Origin of the sequence: Halomonas sp. DP5N14-9, from assembly GCF_019802175.1 — a bacterium.
GTDB lineage: Bacteria > Pseudomonadota > Gammaproteobacteria > Pseudomonadales > Halomonadaceae > Halomonas > Halomonas litopenaei.
The window spans coordinates 296,409-318,323 of sequence record NZ_JAHVHR010000020.1; the positions used below are offsets into that span (position 1 = coordinate 296,409).

Genomic DNA, 21,915 nt, shown 5'->3' on the forward strand with positions numbered 1-21,915 from the left:
CGCATCGACAACAACAAGCACCAGGAGGTGAACGGTGATAACCCTGACGATCAACGACCAGCAGCATGAACTGGACGTGCCCGAACAGATGCCGCTGCTGTGGGCGCTGCGCGATGTGGTAAATCTGACCGGCACCAAGTTTGGCTGCGGCATGGGGCTGTGTGGCGCCTGTACTGTTCACCTGGACGGCGCCGCCGTGCGCTCCTGCGTCACGCCGGTAGCGGCGGCTGCGGGCAAGCACGTGACCACCATCGAGGCCATGGCCACCGACGCTGTCGGCAGCAAGGTGCAGGAGGCATGGCTGGATGTCGGCGTGGCCCAGTGCGGCTACTGCCAGGCCGGCCAGATCATGAGCGCGACCGCCTTCCTCAAGGACAACGCCAACCCCAGCGACGATGACATCGCCAGCGCCATGGGGGGCAACATCTGCCGCTGCGGCACCTACAACCGGATCCGCACCGCGATCCATCGTGCAGCCGGACAGGAGGAGCAGGCATGAACCGTACCGTCGATACGCTGCTGCTGGCCAACGTCAGCCGCAGACGCTTTCTCCAGGGACTGGCCGCCGGCAGCGCGCTGGTGGTAGCCGCCCGCTGGGACCTGGCCGCCGCCGCCGAGGACAAGCAGTACGGCGCCGCCGGCATGGCCTACGGCTGGGTCGACAATCCCAACGTGTTCATCCAGATCGACGAGGACGGCAGCGTCACCGTGACCAACCATCGCGCCGAGATGGGCCAGGGCATCCGCACCAGCCTGGTGATGGTGGCCGCCGATGAGCTGGGTGCCGACTGGAGCAAGGTCAAGGCTACCCAGGCCCCGGGGGATTCCGACACCTACGGCAACCAGGACACCGACGGCTCGCGCAGCATGCGCCACTGGTTCGATCCCATGCGGCGGGCCGCCGCGTCGGCCCGTCGGATGCTGGAACAGGCCGCCGCCCAGCGCTGGGACGTACCTGTGGACGAATGCCAGGCCGGCGTCCACGTCATCGTCCACACGCCTAGCGGGCGCGAACTCGGCTTCGGCGAGCTGGCGGCGGCGGCCAGGGAGCTCGATATCCCCTCTCGAGACTCGCTGACACTCAAGCCCGAAAGCGAATGGCGACTGATCGGCAAGTCCCTCGGCCCCAGCCACGACAGTGATACCGGCAACCTCGAGCGCGCCCCGGCGGTGGACGGTGAGGATATTGTCAGCGGCAAGGCCATCTACGGCGGCGACATGCGCCTGCCGGACATGGCCTACGCGGTGATCGCGCGCCCCGATGTGCTGGGTGCAAGCGTCGCCAGCGTCGATGACAGCGAGACGCTCAAGATTCCCGGGGTGATCAAGACCGTCAGGCTCGAGGGCACCTCCCAGCCGTCTTCCTTCCACCCGCTCGGCGGCGTGGGGGTGATCGCCGACAACACCTGGGCGGCCATCGAAGGACGCAAGGCGCTCAAGATCCAGTGGAATACCGAAGGGCTCGACGCCAACGCCGGCTACGACACCGAAAGCTACCGCGAGATGCTCGAGCAGCGCGCCGATTCCCCCGGCAAGGTGCTCAGAGCCAGCGGCGATATCGAGGCAGCGCTGGCCGACGCCGAGTCCCGCCACAGCGCCACCTACTACATGCCTCACCTGGCCCATGCCACCATGGAACCACCGGTGGCCATCGCCCGGGTAAACGCAGACGGTGCCGAGACCTGGGCGCCGGTGCAGGACCCGCAGAGCGCCCGCGACCAGGTCGCCAAGCAGCTCGGCATCGACGGCGCCAGCGTCAAGGTCAACCAGACGCTGCTGGGCGGCGGCTTCGGGCGCAAGGCCAAGCCTGACTTCGTGGTGGAGGCGGCGCACTTGAGTCGCGCCCTCGACGGCCGCCCGGTGCAGCTTCAGTGGACCCGCGAGGACGACCTTCACCACACCTACTTCCACGCGCTGTCGGTGGACCGCCTGGAAGCCGGCCTTGGCAGCGACGGCAAGGTCCAGGGCTGGCGTCATCGCACCCTGGCGCCGACCATCATGTCGATCTTCCAGGACGACCCCAAGTACAAGGCGACCTACGAACTCGGCATGGGCCTGACGCCCCTGCCCTTCGACATTCCCGCGCTATCGCTGGAAAACGGCGAGGCCCCGGCACACAAGCGCATCGGCTGGTTCCGCTCGGTGGTCAACCTGCCCCACGCCTTTGCCATCCAGAGCTTCGTTGCCGAACTCGCCGCAGCCGCCGGACGCGATCATCGCGACTACCTGCTGGAACTTCTGGGGCCGGCGCGCGAGATCGACCCGCTGGCCGTCGGCGCCACCTGGAACTATGGAGAGGACCCGGAGCGCTATACCATCGATGTCGGTCGCCTGCGTGGCGTCGTCGAGCGGGCGACCGAGGAAGCCGACTGGGGCAAGTCGTTGCCCGAAGGCCGCGGCCAGGGCCTGGCGGTGCATCACAGCTTCTGCTCCTACACCGCCATCGTGCTGGACGTGGAGGTCAACGATCAGGGCAGTGTGATCGTCCACCAGGCGGACGTGGCCTTCGACTGCGGCCCCAGGGTCAACCCCGAGCGCATCCGTGCCCAGATGGAGGGCTCGGTGGTGATGGGCATCGGCATCGGCCTGCTGAACGAGATCAGCGCAAGCGGCGGTCGCATCGAACAGGACAACTTCCACCAGTACCTGCTGCCACGCCAGGCCAACGCCCCGCGTGAGGTGCGTGTCCATCTGGTAGACAATCCCGATGCGCCGATGGGCGGCGTGGGTGAGCCAGGGCTTCCCCCGGTGGCGCCGGCCCTGACCAACGCCATCTTCGCCGCCACCGGCAAGCGCATCCGGGAGCTGCCGGTGGGCAACCAGCTGAAGGGCTGACATCCACCGAGGTGAGCCCCCTTGCGCGGTGACGTCCGCGCAAAAGCGAGCGGCCAGGCTACCCTGAAAGGGTCGCCTGGCCGCTTTTTTACCGCCATTCCTTGACCGGACGGCTACCTCAACGTGAGCGCACCTCGGTCCATAGCTGCTGCAGCATGGTCAGCGAGTCCCCCTCGATCAGCGGCGTGGTCACCAGGTGACCGCTGGTCTCGGGATCGAGCCTGGAGGCCTCTCGCAGCGCCTCGTCGACCATCGGCAGGGCAGCCTCATTGGGTGTTCTGTAGTAGGCATAGTTCGCCGCCTTGGCGGCATTTTCCGGACGCATCATGAAGCTGATGAAGTCCTGGGCCAGCTGCGGATGGGGGGCTCTCGCCGGCACCACGAAGGTATCCATGCCGAGCTGGGCGCCTTCCTCGGGGGCGAAGAAGGCCAGATCACCATAGATCTCGGGGGAATCGGCCTTGCGGTAGTCCACGTCGCCGCTGTAGGTCACCGCCACTGCACTGACGCCTCGTGCCACCTGCTCCACCGCCGCGGTACTGTCGACGAAGCCGGTGAAGTTGCCCCGCTCCAGGGTCTGGCTGACCAGCTTGGCGGCGTTGATCCAGGCCTCCTGACCGACGCAGTCGAACCCAGCTCCCTGGTAGGCGCAGGCCATGCCGAGTGATACCTGGGGATCGCCACCCAGCAGCGCGAAGGGCTGGTCGGGATTGATCTCGGGGTCGAACAGCACGCTCCAGGAGTGCGGCAGCTCGGCGAAGGTGTTGGTGTCGTAGACGATACCGGTAACGCCCCACAGGTAGGGCACGCTGTAGCGCTCTACGGGGTCATAGGGCGGCTGACGGAAGGCTTCCATCAGATCCTCTCGCCCCTGCTGGATGCGCGGGTCGTCGAGCTCCCTCACCAGGCCGGCGTCGATCAGCCGGGTGACGTAGTAGTCGGTGGGCACCACCACGTCGTATTGAGCGTCACCACCGGCGGCCAGCTTGGAGAACATCTCGGCGTTTGAGGTGAAGTAGTTCTGCACCACCTCCACCCCGAACTCCTGCTCGAAGGCCTCGACCAGCGCCGGGTCCATGTACTCGGTCCAGTTGAACAGAAACAGCTTGTCGTCATCCTGCGCCCAGACACCGGTACTGACCATGCCCAGTGCTGCCACCGCCATCCATCGTTGCATGACTTCGCCTCATTCCATGTCGTTGTTGTTTGATCTTGTCTGAAAAGCGCTTGGTTCGCAGGCAAATAATGCGCCAGCCAGACAGCGTTGTACAACGCGAAACTGACAGGCCCGCCCCTCCCCCTCACAAGGCACGACGCCGCTTGCAAGAGCGGCGTCGTGGATACTCCAGGCCTGTTACAGGATGACCGGGGTATCCAGCGCCGTTACCACCGCCTGGTCGCGGTCGTAGATATCGGGACGGAAGGCCAGGTGGCCATCGGTCTCGGGTTGCACCGTCCAGTAGTTGAGCACCACCGGAATGCGCCGATCCAGAGCCACGTTGCGGGTCTTGCCGTCGTTGATCAGGCGGCCGACGTTGGCGGAGGTGTCCGAGTCGTCGAACAACAGCTGGGCCAGCTCCGCCACCCCTTCCACGCGGATGCAGCCTGAGCTCAGCGCACGCTGAGTACGGTTGAACAGCCCTCGCGACGGGGTGTCGTGCAGGTAGACCAGGTGGTCATTGGGAAAACGGATCACGACCCTCCCCAAGGGGTTGCGAGGCCCGGCCCCCTGCCGCAGCATCACCCCGCCGGGGCTCGACCAGTTGACCGAATAGGGATCAACACGCTTGCCGGAGGGTGATAACGCCACCATGTCACGGCTGGCCAGATACCCCGGATCGCGCTTCACTCGAGGCAGAATGTCCTCACGATAGATCGTGGGCGGCACCGTCCAGGTGGGGTTGAGGGTCAGGTGGGTAATCTCCGAACGCAATGTCGGCGTGCGCCGGTAGGGTTGGCCGACGACGATACGTGAGCGCCAGACGTCGCCGTCGGGGCGGAAGTAGCTGAGCCGATAACCGGCGATATCGACCAGCACGAAAGACTCCGGCAGGCCATGCAGCAGCCAGCGGGCACGCTCCAGGTTGGCGCGGATCTGATCGATGCGAAAGCCCACCGGAAGATTGAGGGCGGTCTGGGTATTGGGTCCGACCACCCCATCGTCGGCGAGCAGGTGGCGGCGCTGAAAACGGCGTACCGCCTCGGCCAGGGTGCTGTCGTACACCTCAGCTTCGGGGGCCTCGAGCTCAACGTGCGGGTAGTGGCCGGTGTCGGCGGACATCACTTCCAGTTCACCGATCATCGCCAGGCGCTGGCGCAACAGCGCGACGTCGGTGTCCTGATCGCCGGGACTCAGCGGCGTCTCGCGACTCGGCAGCAGTGGCCAGCCCCCCAGACGTTCGATGTTGCGATAGCGTGCCAGGGCGGCCCTTAGCTGACGATACGGCTCGAAAGGAGGCCGTGCCAGCGCCAGCGCAGCCTCGACATCGCCGTCGTCCAGGGCACGCGACAACGCCACCAGGTCGAACGTCGGTGGCGCAATATCGACCTCCCAGTCACTGTCGATGCGGTGTGGATCGACCTTGCCACGTTGCAGATGGGCCATGGCGGTCAGCAGCGTTTCGGTGGCCTCGAGCTCGAAGCCTCCGGGGGTCTCGAGATCGGCCCCTCTGGCCTGGCCAAGCAGCGCGTCGGGCGCGTAGTCCGAGGGTGAGAGCCCATCATCCTCGAGCGTCTTGAGTCCGTCGGCCAGGGCCTCCACGCGGCCCATGTCGGTCCACACCGGACGCTGGCCACGCAGACTGTAGAATCGCTGTACCATCTCGGAGGCGCCGACCAACTCGTTGGCCAGGGGACCCGGCACGACCCCGTCGAGATCCTGAAGGTTCTGCTCGACGCTGGCATCGCTGGCAAGCCCCTGGCCGTTGGCGACCTCGCCACTGACGTCGCCTCCGTCGCTTGCCGTTGCCCCCCAGACCGGGGCTACCAGCAGACCATAACAAAGCGCTACAGCGACGCCCCTCCTTGGCATGAGTCGCAATAGAACATTTGGGCTAAACATGGCATCTACTCCCTGCAACATGACGTCAATACTGGCCATCCTGGGCGGTATTGTCATAATAGAGTCGTCGGTATCGGGTTCCGCCGAGCCGACCTGATTTTTCTAGCGTGCGCGAAGATCATGTTTCTCCGCTCTGTGTATTAGCGTATCGCGTTATTTGATCTTGCGTAACGCCTGTTCGCGTATCCGCGACATCACCGACAGGAAGCCTAGAGATGTCACGAAGCTCCTCTCATGACAATGCATCACCTCGTCTCTCGATTTTTCGTTACCTCTTATTATTGACCCTAAGTGCCTTTTTTGCGGCGCCTGTTCTCGCTCAGGACTTTCTCAGGACATCCGTCAGGGCGAATGCGCCGTCAGCCACATCGCTCGAACAGACCCTGGCCCGCCTCGCCCCCAAGGCCAACCCGGGGGTACTGCGCCTGGCCGCACGGGCGCTCAACTGCGCCGACCCCGGCGCCGAGCGCCTGGCGGTCATCGACTTTTCCCTGCCTTCAACCGAACGCCGCCTGTGGGTCTTCGACCTGCGCCAGCCCAGGCTGATGTTTCGCGAATGGGTGAGCCACGGCAAGAACTCCGGCGACGCCATGGCCACGCTGTTCTCCAACGTGCCCGAGAGCTACCAGTCGAGCATCGGACTGTTTCGCACCAAGAACAGCTATGTAGGCAGCAACGGCTATTCCCTGCGACTCGAGGGTCTTGAGCCGGGGGTCAACGACAACGCCTTCGATCGCGCCATCGTGATGCACGGTGCGGACTACGTCAGCCAGGAGTTCATCGACCGTACCGGACGCATCGGCCGCAGCCACGGCTGCCCGGCGGTACGTACCGAGGTGGCGGTACCCTTGATCAACAGCATTCGCGACAATCAGTACCTGTTCACCTACTACCCGGACCAGCGTTGGCTCAACAATTCGGCCTTTCTGCGCTGTCCGAACAGCAGTGAGCGCCTGGCCCTCAACGACTGAGTCCATCGCTTGAGGCTCCAGCATCGGCGTCACCCGCCAGCGACGGGTGACGCCTCCTCCTTGTTCTCTTTTGTTCGCAGTTCTGTTCGCACATCTTCTTGAGTCGTTCTCCTCTCTCGTTCTCTCCCTTCTCTCTCCCTCTACCTTCTCTCTTCCTGCTCCTTCTCTCTCTTCCTGCTCCTTCTCTCTTCGCTGCGCTCCTCTACCTTCTCTCTTTGGCACCAAGTCGGCGCACTGGGGCGGTGTCGAGTGCACAATGATGCAGCGCAATGATGCGATCCTGCTGAAGTGCTATTCCGCATGAAAACCACAAGGTGTTGATATAACGAGGTTTCAATAAAAACAGGCATCCCGCTTGCTTAGTAGTGGTTAGCGAGAGCCAGACGTAGACCAGGCCCCAGCGGTACGAGTGCGTCGGACCCGACCTTCAATGGCGAAGGCCACACAAGTTCGAGTGTTCGTCCACCCAGCGAGGGCTGTGTTCATGAATCTGCGCAACAAGGCCAACAGGATTCGCCTGTTTTCCTTCTCGACTCCCCAGATGCGAGCCTTTCACTTCTCCTGGTTCGCCTTCCACCTGTGCTTCTTCGGCTGGTTCGGCATCGCGCCATTGATGGCCGTGGTCAGAGATGACCTCGGACTGACCAAGACCCAGATCGGCAACACCATCATCGCCTCGGTGGCCATCACGGTAATCGTGCGTCTGGCCATCGGCGTCCTGTGTGACCGCATCGGGCCGCGCCTGGCCTACACCTGGCTGCTGTGCCTGGGCGCCATCCCGGTGATGAGCATCGGTTTCGCCGACAGCTTCGAGTCCTTTCTGATGGCCCGCCTGGCCATCGGCGCGATCGGCGCCTCCTTCGTCATCACCCAGTACCACACCTCGGTGATGTTCGCGCCCAATGTGGTGGGTACGGCCAACGCCACCTCCGCCGGCTGGGGCAACCTGGGCGGTGGCACTACCCAGATCCTGATGCCGTTGATCTTTTCTGGCCTGTTGATGCTGGGCGTCAGCGAGACCCTGGGCTGGCGCCTGGCCATGGTGGTCCCAGGTGTGGTGATGTTCATCGCCGGTCTGTGCTATTACCGCTTCACCCAGGACGCGCCCGACGGCAACTTCAAGGACCTGCGCGCACGCGGCGAGTTGCCGGAAGCCTCCGGCGAAGGCTCCATGTCCAGCACCTTCGGCGCCGCCGCCCGGGATATCCGCGTGTGGGCGCTGTTTGTGGTCTATGCCGCCTGTTTCGGCGTCGAACTCACCATCAACAACATCGCCGCCATCTACTTCTTCGACAACTTCGACCTGACCCTGGCCACCGCCGGCATGATCGCCGGACTGTTCGGCCTGATGAACCTGTTCGCTCGCACCATGGGCGGGGTCTTCTCTGACCTGTTCGCCCGCAACGCCGGGCTCAAGGGTCGCGTACGCTGGCTGTTCATCGCCATGCTGTGTGAGGGCGTGGCACTGATGTTCTTCTCCCAGATGCACGTACTGGCGCTGGCCATCGGCCTGATGCTGGTGTTCAGTCTGTTCGTGCAAATGGCCGAAGGCGCCACCTTCGGCGTGGTGCCCTTCATCAACCGTCGCGCCCTCGGCGCGGTGGCCGGTATCGTCGGCGCCGGCGGCAACGCCGGTGCGGTGGCGGCGGGATTCCTGTTCCGTTCCGAATCGATCAGCTACCAGCAGGGGCTGTTCTACCTGGGCGCGGCGGTGATCCTGGCCTCGCTGTGCGCGCTGCTGGTGCGCTTCAGCCCCGAGGTCGAAGCCGAAGAAGCCGCCGCCTACGAACAGGCTGCCTCAGGCGAGACAAGGGGCGCGCTGTCGCTGCGCTGAGTCCGCTGTTGCGACCCCTGGCAAGACGACCTGGGCCCGGCATCCTGCCGGGCCTTCTCGTATCGGGCCCAGCCTGACGAGCCCCTCCCGTGCAGGTCCGTCCGCCAATATCCGACAGGACTCATCCTTTTCTGCTACCCGATATCCGGGAAAAGATGCCCCTTGAAAGTCGCAGACGCCGCCCGAAGGATTGCAACAAAGGCAATGGACGAGCATGCTGAATCAATCATACAGAGATAGCCCGTCAAGCCCCGTCACCGAGAGACCAGGAGGAAGCGATGCGAGAACGAGTGTTGCTGATCACCGGAGCGTCAAGCGGCATCGGGGCCGCCACGGCCAGGGCGGCCGCTCGAGAGGGCTATCACCTCGTCCTGGCGGCCCGTTCGAAGGACGGACTCGAGGCCCTGGCTCAGGAGCTGGGACCGGAGAACGTGCTGACGGTCGGCGTCGACGTGACCGACATCGAGGCCCAGAAGACCATGGTGGACGAGACCCTCGAGCGCTTTGGTCGTCTCGACGCGGTGTTCGCCAACGCCGGACGTGGTGGCTCTCCCGGCGGCTTCAGCGAGGCCGACCCGGAAAGCTGGAAGTCGATGCTGATGACCAACGTGTACGGGTTGGGGCTGACCATCCAGGCCTGCCTGCCAGAGCTCAGGCGTAGCCACGGACACATCCTGCTGACCGGCTCGGCAGCGGGGCGCACCACCATCCCCGGCTCCATGTACGGTGCCACCAAGTGGGCGGTCTCCGGCATCGGCTACAACCTGCGCGAGGAACTGCGCGGCAGCGGGATCCGAGTCACGCTCATCGAGCCCGGCATGGTCAACACCCCCTTCTTCGATGAACCACCGGAACATGCTCTGGAAGATCGCGACGTCGCCAACGCCGTGATGTACGCCATCTCCCAGCCTCACCATGTCGACGTCAACGAGATTCTGGTGCGTCCCACGCCACCGCTGGAAGAGTGAGCGTCTTCACTCTTCGGACACCACCATCACCGACGCGATTTCACCACACCCAGATGGAGACCTCATGACCATTGCTACCGGCGAACGCCTGCCCGACGTGACCCTCTTTACCAACGGCGACAAGGGTCCAGAGTCACTGACCACCGACGCCTTCTTTTCAGGACGCAAGGTGGTGCTGTTCGCTGTCCCCGGCGCCTTCACTCCGGGCTGTTCCAACACCCATATGCCCGGCTTCGTGGTCAACGCCGACAAGCTGCTGGAAAAGGCCGACGCGGTCGCCTGCCTGGCGGTCAACGACGCCTTCGTCATGGGCGCCTGGCAGAAGGACCAGAACGCCGAAGCGATCACCATGCTGGCCGACGGTAACGCCGATTTCACCCGAGCCATCGGCATGGACAAGGATGCCAGTGCCGCAGGCATGGGCGTGCGCAGCCTGCGCTACGCGATGATCGTCAACGACGGCGTAGTCGAGTATCTGGGCGTCGACACCGAACGCGGCGTGATCGAGGCGTCCAGTGCCGAGACGGTGCTGGCCAGGCTCTAAGGCTTGTACGAAAAGTGCCTGCGCTCGGTAATACGGCGTTAAAAACCGGCTGGTGCGCCAGCCCGGTCAACATGCTCACTTACTCCTCGTAAACTGCGCTTTCTCACCGATTTTTGCCTTGTCTAACCATCGCTCGCCGGCTTTTCGTATAAAGCCTGGAGCTGCAAGCGGGGGCTGACGCCCCCGCCTTCCCCCCCTTCTTCAAGGCGGTCATCCAGCACAGTTCTGCTAGTCTTGGGGAGTAGCCCCCACTGACGAGAGCACGGTCCATGAACGCGACAGCAGACCAGGCCATGCGCTTGAGCGGTACCTGCCTGTGCGGTGCGGTGACACTCAAGGTAGCACTTGAACAGCAGAGCGTCGGCGCCTGCCACTGCCAGATGTGTCGAACCTGGGGCGGCGGCCCGCTGTTGGCACTGGAGTCGGTCAGTCAGCTGACGCTCGAAGGCGAAGAGGCTGTCACCTTCTATTCATCGTCCGACTGGGCCGAGCGTGCCTTCTGTCGCCACTGCGGCACCCACCTGTTCTACCGATTGAAGAACGGCGAGCACACTTCGGTGCCCGTTGGCCTGATCGACAGCGGAGAAGCCTGGCGGTTCGACCTCCAGATCTTCATCGACGAGAAGCCCCACTGGTACCACTTCGGCAACGACACCCGCAATCTGACAGGCCAGGAACTGTTCGAGGCGTTTTCCAAGGACACCTGAGACTGGCTCCTGCCAGGCCCTTGGCCAGCGTTGGTGACTTTCGCCACTTGCGTCAGAGCCCGTCCTGTTCCCCCAGATAACACCAGGACGGCCAGCGCAATGCTGGCCGTCCTGTCTTTGTATCGAGCCGTGTCGAGCCGAGTCTTGTCCTGGCATCTCGGCACTTGCCGCTTGGGACGCTAAAGCATCCACTCCACCGGCAGCACCGAGATCAAGGTTACCGCCGCCCGGCGGAAGATGCCCACGTTGGGCTCGCCGTCGTACTGCACTACCCCTTGCGGCGTGCGCTCCAGCCAGATCATGCTGCCGTCTTCGTCCAGCTTGACCTCGTAGGCGTTGTCGAGCACGTCGGTATTGAACACCCGCTGCATTTCCTGAGCGAGCTCCGGACTCTCGATGATAAAGCCGAGTTCGGTATTCAGTCGCGCCGAGCGTGGGTCGAAATTGAACGAGCCGACGAACAGCCGATCGCCGTCCACGGCGAAGGTCTTGGCGTGCAGGCTGGCACCCGAGCTGCCGAAGGGGCCGGCAGATTCGCTGCGCCCCGGCGCATCTGGCGCGCGCTTGAGCTCGAACAACCGGACGCCAGCCTCCAACAGCTCGCGTCGCCGCTTGGCGTAGCCGGCGTGCACCGCGGCCACATCGGTCGCCTCCAGTGCGTTGGTCAGAATGGTCACCTCCACGCCGCGCGCCTCTAGATCGGCGAACATGCGAGTGCCCTTCTCTACCGGCACAAAATACGGCGACACCAGATGCACGCTGTCCCGGGGCGGCCCCAGCAGGCCACGTATGCGTCCGGTCAGCAGGTCTTCATCGGCGGCCAGCCCCAGGCCCTTGGCCGGATCGTCGCTGACCATTCTGGTGTTTGCCCAGACCAGCTCAAGGCTACCGTCCTCGATCGACTCGATGAACTGGCTTTCGTCCAGCGCCTGCCGGTACTCCAGCGAATCAGGGGTACGGACGATTTCCGCCGAGGCCTGCTCGAAGCGTGCCAGCCCCTGGCGCCCCGCCGAGTCGAGCACCCGACTGGCCGGGTAGGAGGACTGGCTGGCCCAGTACAGATCGAAGTCTTCAGAGACCTGCTCGACCACCGGCCCCACGGCGACGACATCGAGATCGGCGAACATCACGTTGTCGCCGGCGCCGAAATACTCGTCGCCGATATTGCGCCCGCCGATGATGGTGGCCTGGTTGTCCACCGTCAGTGACTTGTTGTGCATGCGCCGATTGGCCCGGGAGAAGTCGGTCAGGTAGCCGATAAACCGCGGTGAGCGCACCACGAAGGGATTGAACAGGCGTATCTCGATATTGGGGTGAGCATCCAGCGCTGCCAGCTTGTCATCGAGCCCTGCAGTGTTGGTGTCATCGAGCAGCATGCGGACGCGCACGCCACGATTGGCGGCGTCCAGCATGGCCTGATACAGCATCGAGCCGGTGATGTCGTCGTGCCAGATGTAATACTGGACATCGAGGGTCCGCTCTGCCGCTTCCGCCAGCAACAGTCGTGCGGCAAAGGCGTCGTGGGGATTGCGCAGGGTATGGATACCACTCTTGCCGGGATGGGCATCCACATAGGGTGCCAGCATCTCGCCGAGCGCCGTGTCGCGGGCCTGCTCCAGCGTCAGATGCTGTGTCTGGCTACGCCCTTCCAGGGAGGGCAGGCCGCTGCATCCAGTTAACAACACGGCCACCGATAGCCACAGGGCAAGCATCAGCGGTTTTCCGATAACGGGCATTCGAGAGTTCCATTCGTCGCTGGGTTGGCCGTTACAGCATAGCGAAGTTGCAGAAGAACCACCGCAAGGCTTTTTCTCATCGCCGGCCTCCTCGGCCGCCCCCTCGATCAACCTCTCGAATGCCCTCTCGATGCCACCCCCACGCGGCCACCGTTGCCACCCGAACGCCATATTGACCACAACGAGCGCTTGCAGCCTTCGTTCGTCGCTGCACTGATTTACGTCAAATCTAATTTTACTTTTTCTAATAGCCTTTCCCCGATCCCCTCACGCAGGCCTTCTCCACCGCCGTGAAAAGCCGACTGCCCCGAACAAGAGGAAACCACGATGCCCGTCCGTCACTTCTCCATCGCCCGGCTGAGCCTTGTCGCTCTGTTGCTTGCCGGCACCTCGACCCAGGCCGCCGACGGTACCATCAGTTTCACCGGCGAAATCGTCGCGGCCAACTGCACCATACCGACGGCGGCCACTACCGTGACGCTACCCAAGGTGTCCACCAGCGCCTTCGGTGCCTCCGGCACCCGAGCTGGCCAGAAGGCCTTCCAGCTCGTGCTGAAATGCGCCGCCGGCACCACTGGCCGCAACAAGGTCTCGGTGCGCTTTACCGGAGATGACACCCAGGTGGATCCGGTCACCGGGCTGTTCCTGCTCACCAGCGACAGCACTGCCAAGGACGTGGGGATCGCCGTCTACGACGCCAACGACGATTGGGTCAAGGCGGCCGACAACGACAGCACCCCGCCGGTGGACATCGTGGCAGGCGATGACACGACGGTCATTTCCCTGAGCGCCTGGTACCAGTCCACCGCCGCCACGGTAACCGCCGGCACCGTCAAGGCCAGCGGCAATATCGAGATTGTCTACCAATGACCGCGATAGAAGGCCCCGGCGCTTCGCCCTTTGCCATGCGGGCGTGGCAGCGACTGGTGATACACGCCCTCGGCCTGGGTCTGAGTCTGTGTCTTGCGCTCATGATCGCGGCGTTGCCAGGCCACAAGGCCGAGGCCAGCATCACCATCAATGGCACCCGCGTCATCTATCAGGAGGTCCAGCGGGAGCAGACGCTCCGGCTGGAAAACCAGGATAGTGTCCCGGTGCTGGTCCAGGCCTGGGCCGACCGCCACGCCGGAGGGCGCCCGGCGCGGGACGCCGAGTCGCCATTTCTGGTGACGCCATCGGTATTCCGTCTCGACCCCGGTGAGAGTCAGACCCTGCGTATCCTGCGCATTCGCGACGTGGAAAGGTCCGACCAGGAGTCGCTCTACTGGCTCAACATCAAGGAGGTGCCACCGCTACCCCAGGGGACCACCAACCGACTGCAGCTAGGCATCCTGACACGCCTGAAACTGTTCTATCGTCCGACGGGCCTCGCCGGTGAACCCGGCGACGCCATCGCCAATCTTCAGTGGCATCTGGCGCCTGGCCCCGACCTGCGCCTGGTGTGCGACAACCCCTCGAACTACCACGTGTCGTTGATCGGCGGTGCCTGGCGGCAGTTCAGCGACCACGATGATCTTTCCCTCGACATGCTGGCTCCGCACAGCGAGGCAAGCTGGTCACTGCAGACGAGGCCTGCGCCAGGGTCATCACTGTGGTACCGGGCGATCAACGACTACGGCGCCGTCGTGGTGCGCGAGGCCATCCCGGACACCGAATGAACCGACGACATGGCACTACCGTCTACCGAGTCGACGCCGCTGGCCGCTGCCAGACATCCTCCCCCCTGCCGGTGGTGCTTCACCGCCGGGCGCTACCGGTGGCGAGCGGCATTGGTGGTCGCGGCGGCAGTGGTGGCGACGGTAACTGGGCCACGGCCGGTCCAGGCCGACGAGGTGACCTTCGACCCAGCCTTCCTCGAAGACGCCAGTCTCGACATGCGTCGCTTCTCCCGACCGGACTACGTGCTACCAGGCGACTATCTGGTCGATCTGACCCTCAACCAGACGCCGCTGGGACGCTATCCGCTACGTGTCGAGGACATCCCGGACGGAACACAGCGACTTACCCTGCCCTTGGACGCCTGGTTGGCCGCACGCCTTGAGCCGGCCCTCGAACAGGAAGTGCGACATAGCTGCCGGCTGGACGCCAACTGCTTTCTGGGGGTGGACGCCGCCCTGCCCGGCGCCAGCCTGGATCTCGCCATCGGTGACCTGCGTGCCCACCTCAGCGTGCCCCAGGCGTTGCTTCATCGGCTGCCTCGTGGCCAGGTCGACAGCGCGCGCTGGGAGCCCGGCACCACCGCCCTGCTGGCCAACTATCAAGTGAACGGTTATCGCTCGAGCACCGACGAAGGGCACTATCAAAGTGCCTTTCTCGGCACGACGCTCGGCGCCAACCTTGGCCTGTGGCAGTTTCGCAGCAGCCTCAACGTTTCCCGCAGCGATGACGGCGACGTCGACTGGGACAGCCTTCATCACTACGTTCAGCGGCCCCTGCCGGACCAGGGCTTGCTGCTGCGGGCCGGCGAGATCAACACCCGAGGGGACTTCTTCGATTCGCTGGCGCTGCGCGGGGTTACGCTACGCACAGAGACCCGCATGCTGCCCGACAGTCGACGTGGCTACGCTCCCGTGGTCCGCGGCAGCGCCAGAACCCAGGCGCATGTCACCATCTCCCAGCAGGGACGGCGTCTGCTCGAGACCAGCGTGCCTCCCGGCCCCTTCGAGATCGACGACCTCTATCCCACCGGCTACGGGGGCGATCTTGAGGTGAAAGTCACCGAGGCCGATGGACGCGTCGAGCGTTATAGCGTGCCCTACGCTGCCGTCCCGGGCCTGCTGAGACCGGGTCAATCGCGCCTCTCGCTGGCCGCCGGTCAGTACCATGCCAAAGGCCTCGATGACCCTCCCTCACTGCTGGAGGCCGGCTATCGACGGGGGCTCGGCAACGCCATCACCGCCTACGGCGGCGCCCAGCTCAGTGAACACTACTGGTCTCCACTGATCGGCGCCGCCTTCAATACCCCCGCGGGGGCCATTGCTGTCGATGCCCAGTACGCCCATGCCGACCTTCCCCAGGGAGGTCGCAACGGCTGGAGTCTCGAGGCCTCCTACAGCCGCCACCTGCAATCCACCGATACCGACATCAATCTGGCGGCGTATCGCTACTCGACCACGGGGTTCGTGTCGCTGGCCGACGCCGCCTGGATTGCCGACGCTGACGACGACGGCGCTCAGGCAGACGAAGGATACGTAGACAACAGCACGACCATCGATCAACGCAGTCGCCTGCAGCTCAATCTGAGCCAGCCCCTCGGGCCACGTACACGCATCTCCGCAACCGGCAGCCTGGCGGACTACTGGCATCGCGGCGGCACCGAGTCGTCCTACCAGCTGAGTCTGAGTCACCGCATCGGGCGCGTCAGCCTGGCCCTCAACCTGTCGCGCACCGACAACCGCGAAGGAGAGGCCGAGCACCGCGCGCTGGTATCGCTGACGCTGCCACTGTCCAACGCGTCCTTCGCCCCACGTCTGGGTGTCTCCGCCAGTCGTGACAGCCGCCATCATGACGATGCCCACCTCGACCTCACCGGCACCCTGGGCGACGAACGCGAGCTGTCCTACGGGCTGTTCGCCAATCAGACCCGCGGCCCGAATGAGCGCTACCGCTCCTACGGGCTCAACCTGTCGAGCGGAACCTCCGTCGGCCGCTTCACCGCGGCAGGCTCGAAAAGCGACGACTACCGACAACTTTCCATCGGCGCCAGCGGCGCCGTGCTGATACACCGCCACGGCGTGACCTTCGGCCAGAGCACCGGCGATACCGTAGGCCTGGTCAGCGCCCCGGGGGGCGCCGGCGCTCGCGTCACCAACGCCGCCAACCTGACCCTCGACGATGACGGCGAGGCATTGGTCCCCTACTTGACGGCCTACCACGACAACGCGGTCCAGCTGGACCCGCGCGGCGCCGCCACCTCGGTGGAATTTCAGCGAACTTCGATCGATGTCGCGCCCTATGCCGGCGCGGTGGTGCCACTGCGCTTCGCCACTCGAACCGGGCTGCCGGTGGTGATCGTGCTGGAGCAGAACGGCCGGGGCGTACCGCTGGGCGCCGAAGTCAGCGCCACCGACGGACGCAAGCTGGGGGTGGTCGGCGCCGGCGGCATGCTGCTACTGCGCGATCTGACGCCCGGTACCTCGCTCCAGGTGACGTTGGGAGGCGAACGACGTTGCTGGGCACGTCCTGTCTGGACGCCTCCGACGGACAGCGACGAGATACCGATCGTCACCAGCCCCTGCCAGCCAACGCCACTGAAAGACCTGCTGGAGACAACGTGAATGCGCACCATCGGCTTGAAGACCCGCAGCGCGAGCGCTCCGCTGCGTTTCGCCATCAGACTTCTCGGCTTGCTGCTGTCGATCGCCGCACTGCTGTCGGCGACCTCGGTGGAGGCCAGCTGCCGACGCATCAACCCACCATGGAGTGACCAGCCTCTGACGGTAAATTTTGGCGCCGAGATCGTGCTCGACGAAAACGTGGCCGTCGGCACGCCCATCGCCACGGCGGTCATCCCCGGCAGCCAGCTCTATGCGATCAAAGGAGGCTGGGTCGCTACCTGCAACAATCAGGACGACGCGATCAAGTACTGGTGGCTCGAGCAGCACTACTCCCAGTCCAGCGGCTACTACCCGGTCCCCGGCATCAGCGTGGACAGCGCCGACGGGCGCGTCTACATCATGCAGGACAGCGGTAGCCGCAATCCCTACGGCGGCGGGGGCAGCGGCAGCGTCGGCTATACCACCGAATTGCTGGTCAACGGCAACGCCCATGCGTTCTCCTGGGTTTCCGCTTCCCCCAACAAGAACCTTCCGCCGATCGGCGGGGAGATCCACGGCATCCCCTGCCGCGACGCCCTGCTGGGGACGGGTGCCGCCGAGGGTTACCCCCCCTTGATAGAAATCAACTGCCCCATCGGCGACTACGCCGTCAACTGGCGCCAGCTTCCCCCCTTCCAGATCAAGGTCACGCTCTACCGCATGGCCGGTTCCCCCGGCACCAGCGGTGTACAGCTTCAGAACAACAACAACGCCGGCTTCAGCCTGTTCTCGTTGCTGAACAGCCAGGGCACGCCCTCCGGGGCCAACCACGAACTATTCAATCTGGTCAGGCTGCAGCTGGCCCAGAGTACACGGGTTAGAATCAATCCCTGCCATGGCATCAACAATGTCTCGGTGTCACTGGGAGAGGTGGGCAGCCATCGCTTCACCACCCTGGGCCAGCCCGCCACGGGCGTCGCCGACACCCCGGTGCACGTCACCGCCTGGTGTCACACCGACGGCGACATCAAGTGGGCCGTGCTGGGCAAGGCGGCGGCCTACGATCCCGGCGGGAATCAGGGCATTCTGGCCTTGGACAACGAAGAGCAAAGCGCCAGCGGCGTGGGTATCCAGCTGATCCACACAGGTAGCCTGGCGCCACTGCCGATCACCCCCGAAGGCAGCGCCTTCGATGCCTACCGCTGGATCGACACCAACCTTCATGCGCAGGGCGGCAACATCTTGATGCTCGACTTTCTGGCCCGCTACGTGAAGACCGGCACCGTCACGCCAGGTACCGCCAACGGCCATGCCACTCTGGTGCTGTCGCCTAAATGACAGCACCAGCCTCGAGCCCCATGCCTGACACCTTGTTCTAGACACTATCCAGTGACATCGACAGCAACAGAAAGGAAAGCGTCTTGCCGTGACCATCCAGGTTCAGCGCGCCATTGACGCCACCCTGGAGCACGTCATCAAGGACCAGGTTCATCCCGCCCAGCGCAGGCATCAGATAACGTTGCACGCGTGTTACCCCTCGATGGGCGAACATGGCCTTGACCCTGTCCTCGGTCACCAATGACACCAACCGCTCATAGTCGTCGTGCCGATAGGCAAACAGTGCAATGTTCAGACGATCACCCTTGTCACCGGCCCGGGCGTGGGCAATATCGTGCAGCCGCTCTGGTGCAGCACGCCTCGCAGCATTGCTCTCCTGACTCATGCCGGTTCTCCTCGGGTTGCAGACTTGAGCCTCGCGCCGGCCACGATATCCTCGCGCCGCACCAGATAGGATGAGCTGAGCAAGCGACGCTGGAACTGCCGCCGTACCCCTCCGCCACCCGCAGGTCCTGCGCAGTAGAGTGCCAGCAGCTCCTGGGTGGCACGCTCGACCCAACGCTTCTTCGGGTGCTCTACCGCCAAACGCAGGCGGTAGTCGCCATCACGGTTTCCCGACCCCGTCAGTTGGCCGGCGTCATCATTGAAGACGCTGAGGTGCCCGATGATGTCGAAACGCGCCTTGAGATCCGGTGGAGCACGGAAGCTCAGACGCTCACGCAGCACATCGGCGGCCAACCTGGCTCGTTCCAGCGCATTGGGGCCGGCGTAGGAAATTTCCGCCTCTCCCTGCCAGCCGGCATCGTGGCATACGGTGGTCTTCAATCGGTCGGGGGCAGGCTTGCCTCGGATACCGGTCACCGCCACCCTGTCGATACCGACCTGCTCAAGACGCACGCTTGTCAGGTCCACCACCACATCGGGCGTCAGATAGGCGCTGGGGTCATGGACCTCGTAGAGCAACTGTTCCTTGACCGTCTCGATCGTGACCAGGCCACCGGTCCCCGGCGGCTTGGTCACCACCAGGGTGCCATCCGCCTCGACTTCGATAATCGGATAGCCAAGCCGCGCCATGTCCGGGACGTCCTTGAACCCGGGATCGGCGAAATACCCACCACTGACCTGCGAACCGCACTCGCCGAGGTGCCCCGCCATGGTACCTGCCGCCAGCAGGTCCCAGTCGTCCCACGACCAACCGAAATGCTTGATCAGAGGGGCCAGAAACAGCGCCGGATCGGCCACCCGGCCGGCGACCACGACCTCGGCGCCGAGCTCGAGCGCCTCCACCAGCGGCGCCGCACCAAGATAGACGTTGGCCGACACCAGGGCTCCTGCTTCGGGCAGGTCTCTGGATTCGGCCTCCCAGCGTGTCAGGTCGAGCGCCTCCAGCCGGTCACGGACGTCATCGCCAAATACCTCCGCCACCTCCAGCGCCCCCAGCTCCAGCCGTCGCGCCAGAGTGTGCACACGACAGCAGGCGCTGGCCGGGTCGGCGGCGCCGAAGTTGCCGAGAATCGCGATGCCATTGTCCTGGCAGGTGGCGAGAACCGGCTCGAGCAATTCTTCGATCAACGGCTCGTAGCCTCCTTCGGGATCGTCACGCAGACGCCGGTGAGCCCCCGCCAAGGTGCGTTCCCCCAGGGTCTCGAAGACCAGTGCGCAGGGTTCTCCGCGCCGGGCCAGTTCCGCCACCACGGCGATCGCGGCATCGGTACGATCACCGGAAAAGCCCGCACCGCTACCAAGTAGAAAGCTCATCGGGTGATCTCCTCCGAGTGGGTGCTGGCGCCGACAACCGATTCATGGGCGCTGTCGAGCCTGCCCAGTTGGCGACGCCTGGAGACGAACATCGCGAACACGCCCACCAGCGCCGCCAGGGTGGATAGCCAGCCAGGGGTCAGCGCCAGGGCAATGAGGGCCACCAGCGCCAGGACGTCCAGCCACGGCCGGCCGGTGAAGGCGGCGCGAGACATCAAGGATGCGAAGGCCAGCACGAAGACCACCCCCTGGCTCGCCGCCAACAGGATGTCGATGCCATCGCCAAAGCCGGCCAGGGCCGGATATACCAGCAGCAGAAAGGGAATCACGTAGATCGCCGCCGCCAGGCGAACGGCTTCCACCGCAGACTTCAGCCAAGGCGTATTGGCGATGCCGGAGGCGACGAAGACGGCGACACAGACCGGCGGTGTGATCACCGACAGGGTGGCGTAGTAGAACACGAACAGATGGGCGATCAGCGGGTCCACGTCGATACTGGTCAGGGCCGGTGCCAGCACCGAGGCCACCAGCACGTAGGCGGCGGTGGTCGGGATCCCCATGCCGAGGATCAGACACACCAGCGCCACGATCAAGGCCACGATCATGGTGGACTGGCCTACGTCGACGATCAGGCTGGTCAGGGTCACGCCGATGCCGGTCATGCCGATCATCGCCACCAGAACCTGGGCGCCTGCCAATAGCACGCCAATGATCACCATGCCGCGACCGGCGTCTTCGAGACCGGCGAACAGGGTGTTGACGATGTCTCGCGGCGAGCGCCGTGCCAGCACGGCGAACAGCACGAAGGTGATCACCGTCATGGCGATACCGTAGAAGGCCGCAGTCTGGATCGACTTGCCACTCAGCACGCCGGCGAACAGACCGCCGAGAGCAGCGAGGATCGGGATCAGACGTGACGCTCGCAGCACCTCAGACCAGGCCGGCAGGTCTTCGGCAGGCACCACCCTTAGCCCGCGACGTCGCGCGACCAGATGGATGGTCATGAACACGCCCAGGTAAAACAGTACCGCCGGCAACAGCGCTGCCAGAGCGATGCGCAGGTAACTTTCGCCCAGTATCTCAGCCATGATGAAGGCCGCAGCGCCGAGAATCGGCGGGGCCACCTGGCCTCCGGTGGAGGCCACCGCCTCGACCCCAGCCGCGAAGGGGCGCGGATAGTCCAGGCGCTTCATCATCGGGATGGTGAAATTGCCGGTGGTGGCGACGTTGGCCACCGCACTGCCGCTGACCATGCCGAACAGCCCCGAGGCCACGGTGGCCACCTTGGCCGCCCCACCCGGAGAGCGCCCGCTGATACGCAGGGCGATATCCATGAAGGTGTTGCCACCCCCGGTATGCAGCAGTAGCCCCCCAAACATGACGAAGGCCGCGATGGTGGTGGCTGCCACTCCTACCAGCATGCCCCAGACCCCGAGATCCCCCAGGTAGAGCGTCTCGGTGATGTAGAAGACATCGAAGCCTCGATGGCCCAGCGGCCCGGGAATGGCAGCACCGAGCCAGGCGTAGGCCAGGCCGCCGAGCACCAGCAACGGGAAGATCGCGCCGATCGCCCGACGCGACAGCTCCAGTACGGTCACCACCAGCACAGCGCACAGCGCCATGTCGCGTGGTGTGGCCCAGGGCAGTTCGGTCAGAATCCGCTGCTGGTTCAGCGCCACGTAGACGCACGCCACCACCACACCCAGGGCCAACAGAACATCGACCACGCCACCGATGCGCCGCCAGGACGTGCCCCGACCCAAGGGATAAAGCGTCAAGCCGAGCAGCAGCACCAGTGTCAGAAAGAGACTGCGCTGGACCAGGCTTTCGAACGCGCCGAACGCCGAGGTATAGAGGATCAAGGCGCCCAGCGACAACGCCAGGCCCCGGGAAAGCAGTGTCAGCAT

The 21,915-nt window shown here is 64.6% G+C and carries 17 protein-coding genes; 11 read left to right on the forward strand and 6 right to left on the reverse strand.

The window, feature by feature from the left end; genetic code table 11:
- Positions 1-34: 34 nt before the first annotated feature.
- On the forward strand, positions 35-499 hold the full coding sequence (locus tag KUW00_RS12530) for a (2Fe-2S)-binding protein (RefSeq protein WP_124802524.1): 465 nt from the start codon (positions 35-37) through the stop codon (positions 497-499).
- Positions 496-2,835 (forward strand): xanthine dehydrogenase family protein molybdopterin-binding subunit, encoded by a 2,340-nt coding sequence (locus KUW00_RS12535; protein WP_124802526.1) that lies wholly within the window; start codon positions 496-498, stop codon positions 2,833-2,835. The genes KUW00_RS12530 and KUW00_RS12535 overlap by 4 nt, the downstream gene beginning before the upstream one ends.
- Before the next feature lie 118 nt (positions 2,836-2,953).
- Here KUW00_RS12535 and KUW00_RS12540 read toward each other — a convergent pair whose 3' ends face one another.
- On the reverse strand, positions 2,954-4,012 hold the full coding sequence (locus KUW00_RS12540) for a spermidine/putrescine ABC transporter substrate-binding protein (RefSeq protein ID WP_124802528.1): 1,059 nt from the start codon (positions 4,010-4,012) through the stop codon (positions 2,954-2,956).
- A 177-nt stretch (positions 4,013-4,189) separates the two neighbouring features.
- The gene (locus KUW00_RS12545) at positions 4,190-5,896 is read right to left on the reverse strand and encodes a murein L,D-transpeptidase (protein WP_260425263.1); all 1,707 of its coding nucleotides are present in this window, start codon (positions 5,894-5,896) and stop codon (positions 4,190-4,192) included.
- Between the two features lie 281 nt (positions 5,897-6,177).
- Here KUW00_RS12545 and KUW00_RS12550 point away from each other — a divergent pair, with 281 nt between their 5' ends.
- The 5 genes from KUW00_RS12550 to KUW00_RS12570 all read left to right on the forward strand — a co-directional run bounded on the left by KUW00_RS12550 (position 6,178) and on the right by KUW00_RS12570 (position 10,920).
- A complete protein-coding gene (locus KUW00_RS12550; protein WP_045992598.1) occupies positions 6,178-6,867 on the forward strand; it encodes a murein L,D-transpeptidase catalytic domain family protein in 690 nt (229 codons plus the stop codon).
- A 484-nt stretch (positions 6,868-7,351) separates the two neighbouring features.
- A complete protein-coding gene (locus KUW00_RS12555; RefSeq protein ID WP_045992599.1) occupies positions 7,352-8,701 on the forward strand; it encodes an MFS transporter in 1,350 nt (449 codons plus the stop codon).
- A gap of 278 nt (positions 8,702-8,979) precedes the next feature.
- Positions 8,980-9,669, forward strand: coding sequence for an SDR family oxidoreductase (locus KUW00_RS12560; RefSeq protein WP_045992600.1), 690 nt, complete (start codon positions 8,980-8,982; stop codon positions 9,667-9,669).
- Positions 9,670-9,733: 64 nt separating this feature from the next.
- Complete coding sequence (locus KUW00_RS12565; protein ID WP_108450219.1) at positions 9,734-10,213, forward strand: peroxiredoxin; 480 nt, start codon at positions 9,734-9,736, stop codon at positions 10,211-10,213.
- Positions 10,214-10,482: 269 nt separating this feature from the next.
- The gene (locus KUW00_RS12570; RefSeq protein ID WP_045994383.1) at positions 10,483-10,920 is read left to right on the forward strand and encodes a GFA family protein; all 438 of its coding nucleotides are present in this window, start codon (positions 10,483-10,485) and stop codon (positions 10,918-10,920) included.
- Between the two features lie 179 nt (positions 10,921-11,099).
- Here KUW00_RS12570 and KUW00_RS12575 read toward each other — a convergent pair whose 3' ends face one another.
- Positions 11,100-12,656 carry a phospholipase D family protein gene (locus KUW00_RS12575; protein ID WP_249743055.1) on the reverse strand — a complete coding sequence of 519 codons (1,557 nt, stop codon included), beginning with the start codon at positions 12,654-12,656 and terminating at the stop codon, positions 11,100-11,102.
- Between the two features lie 327 nt (positions 12,657-12,983).
- On the opposite strand from KUW00_RS12575, the gene KUW00_RS12580 reads away from it, so the two are divergent.
- Genes KUW00_RS12580 through KUW00_RS12595 form a run of 4 tightly spaced genes read left to right on the forward strand, consistent with a single transcriptional unit; the run spans position 12,984 to position 18,250 of the window.
- Positions 12,984-13,526: a fimbrial protein gene (locus KUW00_RS12580; RefSeq protein ID WP_124802530.1), complete on the forward strand. Its 543-nt coding sequence runs from the start codon at positions 12,984-12,986 to the stop codon at positions 13,524-13,526.
- Positions 13,523-14,314, forward strand: a complete 792-nt coding sequence (locus KUW00_RS12585; RefSeq protein ID WP_124802532.1) for a molecular chaperone — start codon at positions 13,523-13,525, stop codon at positions 14,312-14,314. The genes KUW00_RS12580 and KUW00_RS12585 overlap by 4 nt, the downstream gene beginning before the upstream one ends.
- Before the next feature lie 9 nt (positions 14,315-14,323).
- Positions 14,324-16,933, forward strand: coding sequence for a fimbria/pilus outer membrane usher protein (locus KUW00_RS12590; RefSeq protein ID WP_124802534.1), 2,610 nt, complete (start codon positions 14,324-14,326; stop codon positions 16,931-16,933).
- On the forward strand, positions 16,934-18,250 hold the full coding sequence (locus KUW00_RS12595) for a fimbrial protein (protein WP_124802536.1): 1,317 nt from the start codon (positions 16,934-16,936) through the stop codon (positions 18,248-18,250). It begins immediately after the preceding gene.
- A 37-nt stretch (positions 18,251-18,287) separates the two neighbouring features.
- Here the strand turns inward: KUW00_RS12595 and KUW00_RS12600 are convergent, their stop codons facing one another.
- Genes KUW00_RS12600 through KUW00_RS12610 form a run of 3 tightly spaced genes read right to left on the reverse strand, consistent with a single transcriptional unit; the run spans position 18,288 to position 21,915 of the window.
- Positions 18,288-18,635 carry a hypothetical protein gene (locus tag KUW00_RS12600; RefSeq protein WP_124802538.1) on the reverse strand — a complete coding sequence of 116 codons (348 nt, stop codon included), beginning with the start codon at positions 18,633-18,635 and terminating at the stop codon, positions 18,288-18,290.
- The gene (locus tag KUW00_RS12605; protein ID WP_124802540.1) at positions 18,632-20,008 is read right to left on the reverse strand and encodes an acyclic terpene utilization AtuA family protein; all 1,377 of its coding nucleotides are present in this window, start codon (positions 20,006-20,008) and stop codon (positions 18,632-18,634) included. Before KUW00_RS12605 ends, KUW00_RS12600 begins: the two co-directional genes overlap by 4 nt.
- The gene (locus KUW00_RS12610) at positions 20,005-21,915 is read right to left on the reverse strand and encodes a TRAP transporter permease (RefSeq protein ID WP_124802542.1); all 1,911 of its coding nucleotides are present in this window, start codon (positions 21,913-21,915) and stop codon (positions 20,005-20,007) included. The genes KUW00_RS12605 and KUW00_RS12610 overlap by 4 nt, the downstream gene beginning before the upstream one ends.